The organism is Paenactinomyces guangxiensis, assembly GCF_016055185.1.
Classification (GTDB): Bacteria; Bacillota; Bacilli; order Thermoactinomycetales; family Thermoactinomycetaceae; genus Paenactinomyces; species Paenactinomyces guangxiensis.
Genome location: NZ_JAECVR010000024.1, coordinates 45954 through 52066, shown reverse-complemented (window position 1 = coordinate 52066; position 6113 = coordinate 45954). Strand labels below are relative to the sequence as shown.

Sequence of the window (6113 nt, the reverse complement as noted above, 5' to 3'; positions counted from 1 at the left end):
GTTCGTCCTGAGCCAGGATCAAACTCTCCATGAAGTTTGATTGCTCAAAAAGAATCAACAGGTCGTGTAATCACTCTTTAGTTTTCAAGGAACACTTTGCTTCATTTTGGTGTCAGCCGCTTTGCAAACCTTCTTGTTCGCGGCGACAAATAAGATACTATCACCTTTAATATGCTGTGTCAACACTTTTTTATTTTATTTTTATCCCCCCATCAGGACGAGCTTCACCACAACCAGGTACAGTAAGCCGGGGATCCCCAATACACCGGCAATCAAAGCGGTAACCGGGTTAATCGGAATATGGAAATGGATATACTGGCCAAACAGGTTGATAATAAACAAAACAATTCCTCCAACCGCTGTATATAATAGGCCATACCAAATCCATTTAAGCGGCTGTCTGACAGAGCGGTTGATCGCCATAAAAAACAAAATACCCCCCAACCCTGTGATCAACCACCATTTCATCTCAAACATAACCATCCTCCTATCATGGTACAAGCTATTAAAAACTATGAAACGGAGGATGAGATTAGAACCGGTACTCCATTTTCAGGAACTTTTTCAAAAGCTTTATACCTGAACCCATTCCAGGATGACAGATATTGAATTATTCAAAATATGAAAGAGAACAGGAGCCCATAAGCTGTTAAACCAGACCCTGAAACAGGACAAAATCAGCCCTAATATAAACAGTGGACCCAGCAGGGCAACATCCACATGAAATAAAGCGAACAGAGCTGCGGATAGGATAATCCCAGTCGCCACTCCCAGGCAGCGGGTTATCATCTGTTGTAAAACTCCCCGGAATAAAATTTCTTCGGCTGCAGGACCAATCATCCCCAGCATCACCAATTGACAGAGACTGGCCTCCCAGCCCGTTTCCCGAGCCACCCTTACATCCTGGCTGATACTTTCCTCGCGCCACGAAGAAAGTTCTAAAGAGAAAAAGTGCGCTACCGGCTCTGTCACCCAGCGGTCCAGGAAAAAATAAACCAAACCATATACAAGCACACTTATAACCGGAACCAGCAGCCAAAAACGGGTATTTGTTTTCCCAAAACCCAGGTCTCGAAGTTTATGTTGAAACAGGACCAGAGAAGCCAACAGCATCCACATATGTGGAAGGTAAGGATCAATCACTGTCAACCAGACACTCTCAGCTCCATTCGGCCAGAGATAAAAGATAATGGAAACAAGCATGGTGAGAGTTTGTATCCAGGCTGTGTAATAAACAAGATCCAACACATGGAGCCGGCTGTTTCTGCTTCTCTTTTCATAAGCAAACCGGCTCAAACATCCCGTGATCAGGAACAGAACCGTCGTTCCTAAAACAAGCAGCGACCACACAAAAGAAAGCACCACAGTTAAAGAATCTGCTTCTTGTGCCCGCAGAATCAGCCAGGTTCCGCGCTCCGTTCTCAGCCACTGTAAAGAAGCATATTCCAGGGGCACCATAAAGAAAAAACAAATGCAGCAGACCCAGGCAATCCTATTGCGAATCTGGTCAATTCGGCGGGGGCCGGGTTCACTGCTCAACCAGTACGAGCGGGCAAGAGAAATTGCTTTCATTCTTCTCCACCTATCTTTTTAGGAGTTGTTCAATCTCTTTGAGGCAGCTTTCCGCTAAAAAAGCTGAAAGCGACACTGCTCTCCTGTACAGAAGAAGGTGCCGCTTTCATTCTATGCGAAAAAGATGGAGACTAAACCTCTCGTCTTCCCTCTAAAGCTTTGGTTAAAGTAACTTCATCAGCATACTCCAAATCCCCGCCGACAGGAAGACCATGTGCGATCCTTGTTACCTTGAGCCCAAACGGTTTAACCAGCTTGGACAGGTACATGGCAGTCGCTTCCCCTTCAATATTGGGATTGGTAGCCAAAATTAACTCCTGGACAGTCTCATCGCCCAACCGCCGGAGTAAATCAGGAATCTTGAGCTCATCCGGCCCTATTCCTTCAATTGGTGAAATGGCCCCGTGCAAAACATGATACATCCCATTGTACTCTCGTGTCCGCTCCATCGCCATCAGATCTTTTGTATCTTGTACAACACAGATCACTGAGGAGTCGCGCTTTTTATCTGTACAAATATAACAGGGGTCTTGATCCGTAATATTTCCACAGACAGAGCAGGTACGCAAATCTCTCTTCGCCCTGACCAGTGCTTTTGCTAAATCCAATACATCATCTTCTTCCATACTTAAAACAAAAAACGCCAAGCGTTGAGCCGTCTTTGGTCCAATGCCCGGCAAGCGCATGAAACCTTCAATCAGTTTCGATATCGGTTCAGGCACATACACGGTCAGCCACCCCTAGTAAAAACCTTAATTTAGAATAAACCGGGTATATTCATACCGGCTGTAAATTTACCTAAATCTTTCGAGACCAATTCGTCCACTTGCTTCATGGCTTCATTAAATGCGGCGGTAATCAGATCTTGCAACATTTCTACATCGTCAGGATCTACCACGTCCGGTTCGATTTCCACTCCAAGCAATTGTTTATGCCCGTTCATGGTTACTTTGACCACTCCGCCTCCTGCGGTACCCACAACTTCCTTTTTCTCAAGTTCCTGTTGAGCCTTTGCCATTTCCGCTTGCATTTTTTTCACTTGTTTCATCATTTGGTTCATATTTTTCATTCCTATACTCCCCTTTAACCTTTTGAGATTTCCACAAGGTCTTTTCCAAACAACTCAATTGCCTTATTCACCACATCATCTTCCCGAGACTCCGGCCGGGCACGACTGTTTCCCCCGGCAGATGAATCAGAACCGGTTTTTGCCCGTATTTCATTCCACTCTGCAAACATCAGTGTTTGTAAGGTGGCAGGTCTTCTCAAAACCTGACCCAGTACTTGCTGGATCAGTGTCTTATTCGCTTCTTTTTCGGTCGTATCACGATGGATTTTACTTTTGAAAGCTACAATTACTTTATCCTGCGTCGCTCCAACAGGCTCTCCATCAATCAGCCAGGCATGGACAGTAATTTTTTCTTCTTTGATACGATGTAAAACTTCCGGCCAGGCCCTCTTGACCTCTTCCAGACGTTCGGCCGAAAGTTGATGTAACCAATCGCCGCGAATGGTTGTCGGTTTGCCGGATGCTGGCCGCTTCCGCGCACCTTTTGCCATTGGTGTCGTCTCCGGCTCGGCAGGACTCGTTGTTACCTGGGAAACAGGCGGGGATTGGCACAAATTTTCGATTGTTTGCTCCAGATGCCGTACCCGCCCCCACAAATCACCAATCTCATTTGAAGAAACACCGTTTGGAGCAGCCTGAGGCTGGGAAAGGCGTATGATCGCCATTTCCAATAAAATTTTCGGGTGAGCCACCCACTTCATCTGTTGTTGATAATGAATCAGTTGATCTAACATATCGCTCAACTGACTGACAGACAGCTTTTCCGCCAGCTGACTGCCGGGGCCGCCAATGATACTCCCTTGAATTTCCGTCAGTTGCGGCGCGGTCTTGAACAAGAGGAGATCACGGCAAGTATGGGTAAGGTCCTGCATCATTTTTTCCGGCTCTAACCCCCCCATGATACACTCATCCACAACCTTCAGGGCCGCAGCGATGTTCTGCCCGGCGATCTCCTGTAAAAGTTGAAACAGAATATCCCGGGAAACTGCACCAGTGACCGCAAGGACAACTCTTTCATCCAGACGATCCCCGCCAAACGCCAAAGCTTGATCCAACAAACTCAAAGCATCTCTCATTCCGCCGTCAGCCGCACGGGCAATCGCATACAGGGCAGGTTCATCAAAGGCGATCTGCACGGATTCACAGATCACTTTGAGTCGATTGACGATTTGCTCAAAGGAAAACCGCCGGAAGGAAAATCGCTGACAGCGTGAGATAATTGTTGGAGGAAGTTTGTGAGGCTCAGTGGTCGCCAAAATAAAAATAACGTGTGCCGGAGGTTCTTCCAACGTTTTAAGCAAAGCATTAAAAGCTTCCGTTGTTAACATGTGTACTTCATCAATAATATACACTTTATAACGGACTTCTGTCGGAGCATACTTCACTTTATCCCGCAACTCGCGAATTTCATCAACCCCGCGGTTGGAGGCGGCGTCAATTTCAACCACATCCATGATAGCGCCCTCGGTGATTCGCCTGCAGGCGTCACACTCATTGCACGGCTCGGGTGCCGGACCATGGGTGCAGTTGACAGCTTTCGCCATAAGTTTAGCCGCAGTTGTTTTCCCTGTTCCACGCGGGCCATTAAAAAGATAGGCATGGGAAAGATGCCCTTCTCTCAAGGCATTCATCAACGTTTGTGTCACATGTTCTTGACCGACTAAATCCGCAAATCGCTGTGGTCTCCACACCCGATACAATGCCTGATAGGACACAGCCAACACCCCAACATCCCCATCAGGGGCAAAGATAGTTATCTCTCTTATCATACTACACTGAAGCGTTTTTTCCAAAGCAGGGAACAAAAAAGGCCGGTTTCCGAACCGACTCTATTCCGGTGAGTATGATAAAAATGTTGGGAATCGTCGGGCTGATTGCACCACTCTCACCTGCAGCCTTATTGTTCTCTCTTGCACAATCAGACTCTCCAGAGCTTTCAAAGCCGTCCGTCTTTTTTCCAAATCAGACCAGGGGCAGATGAACATGGAAAGTGGTGCCCATCTCGTCGGAGGTAACATCAATCCGGCCTCCAAACTCATTTAAAATCTGCTTACAGATGGGCAGACCCAAACCAGTCCCATTTTCCTTGGTCGTAAAAAAGGGGTCAAAGATCTGTTCCAAAACATGGGAAGGAATGCCCGGCCCTGCGTCAACAATATCCACAACAAACTTATTTTCCGGTTCCTGCAGCCCCAGCCGTATGGTGAGCAGTCCGCCGTCCCGCATGGCTTCAATGGCATTTTTGCAGAGGTTGAGAAACACTTGTTTTAACAATTCCCCATCCGCAATCACCATGGGAAGGGAAGAAAGCCGTCTCTCGATGTTAACAGTGACATTATGTAAAAGGGCTTCATTTTTAATAAGCGGCAGAATCTCTTTTAAAACCTGGCAAACATTAACTGTCCGCAGATGAACATCCCGCGGCTTGCTTAACAGTAAAAACTCACCCACAAGGTTGCTGATGCGGCTGATTTCTCTCTGCATAATCTCAATGTAACCATGTTCTTTCAGCTGGTTGTTCTCTCTCAGTTTATGTCCGATCACCTGCAAAAAGCCTTTAATCGAGGTAAGAGGATTTCTGATCTCATGTGCGGTGCCGGCTGCAATCTGACCAATTGTCGCCAGCCGGTTATTGCGCCGGACCTGCTTTTCCAGGGCGCGAACTTCAGTTACATTTTCTATGATCAAGTAATAACCTTTACATTCCTGATCCCTGTCGCAGACCGGGTGTGCCGTCATGGATAAGTTCCGGGTAATCCCTTTTCCTTTCCATTTCACCTCAACCCACCGCCGTTCTTCCTGCAAGGAATAAAAAGAGCAGAGCCGATCCGCATCAGGTTGCCCGTCACCCGTCTCTGCAAAAATCTCCGGGAGTGTCCGGCCCAGCGCTGAAACTCTTTCAATTCCCAGGTACTCACTTGCCGCCTGGTTTATCTCGATCACTTTTTGACAATGGTCCAACAACACGATACCTAGATGTATATTTGAGATCAACTGGGCGGCGATCGTTTCATAAGGAGTGACGGGGTAAAATGTAAGCACATGGTAAGACCTGTGTTCATCATTCCCGGCTAGCATCTGTATCTCCGTTTTAATCATATTCGCATCGCCACATCGCAGCTTTCCTTTCAACCACTGCACATTTTTCCTTCCCAGCTCCAGCTTTTCAGGGATGGTTAAAAACTGCATATATGATTTCCCTTTAATTTCATGATTTTTTAATTGGACAAGCCGTTGAAAAGGATTGTTCACATCCAGGATGACACCATGATCGTCCACGATCATCACTGCTCGGGAAAAACGCTTCATCCAATGCCTTAATCGGTTGAAGTTCATGTCGAGTTGAAACGCAATGGGCACTTGTCCACCCCCTTCATTTCCTACGACCGCCATTTTCCCGGTGTCATTTACATTTTCATCCAAATAGATCTAATTTCCTTATTCTACCTTCATTTTCTTGTTCCTTCCTCAA

At 46.7% G+C, this 6113-nt stretch carries 6 protein-coding genes; all 6 read right to left on the bottom strand.

Going from position 1 to position 6113, the window contains the following annotated elements; translation table 11 throughout:
* Positions 1–201: 201 nt before the first annotated feature.
* The 6 genes from I8U27_RS17650 to I8U27_RS17625 all read right to left on the bottom strand — a co-directional run bounded on the left by I8U27_RS17650 (position 202) and on the right by I8U27_RS17625 (position 6064).
* Complete coding sequence (locus tag I8U27_RS17650; protein WP_232345624.1) at positions 202–477, bottom strand: pro-sigmaK processing inhibitor BofA family protein; 276 nt, start codon at positions 475–477, stop codon at positions 202–204.
* 96 nt (positions 478–573) lie between these two features.
* Positions 574–1572: a CPBP family intramembrane glutamic endopeptidase gene (locus I8U27_RS17645; RefSeq protein ID WP_181754263.1), complete on the bottom strand. Its 999-nt coding sequence runs from the start codon at positions 1570–1572 to the stop codon at positions 574–576.
* A gap of 131 nt (positions 1573–1703) precedes the next feature.
* Positions 1704–2300, bottom strand: coding sequence for a recombination mediator RecR (recR, locus tag I8U27_RS17640; RefSeq protein WP_181754262.1), 597 nt, complete (start codon positions 2298–2300; stop codon positions 1704–1706).
* A gap of 29 nt (positions 2301–2329) precedes the next feature.
* Complete coding sequence (locus I8U27_RS17635; protein ID WP_181754260.1) at positions 2330–2641, bottom strand: YbaB/EbfC family nucleoid-associated protein; 312 nt, start codon at positions 2639–2641, stop codon at positions 2330–2332.
* Positions 2642–2655: 14 nt separating this feature from the next.
* Positions 2656–4365: a DNA polymerase III subunit gamma/tau gene (gene dnaX / locus I8U27_RS17630; protein WP_332310910.1), complete on the bottom strand. Its 1710-nt coding sequence runs from the start codon at positions 4363–4365 to the stop codon at positions 2656–2658.
* 238 nt (positions 4366–4603) lie between these two features.
* A complete protein-coding gene (locus tag I8U27_RS17625) occupies positions 4604–6064 on the bottom strand; it encodes an ATP-binding protein (RefSeq protein ID WP_181754258.1) in 1461 nt (486 codons plus the stop codon).
* Positions 6065–6113 lie beyond the last annotated feature (49 nt).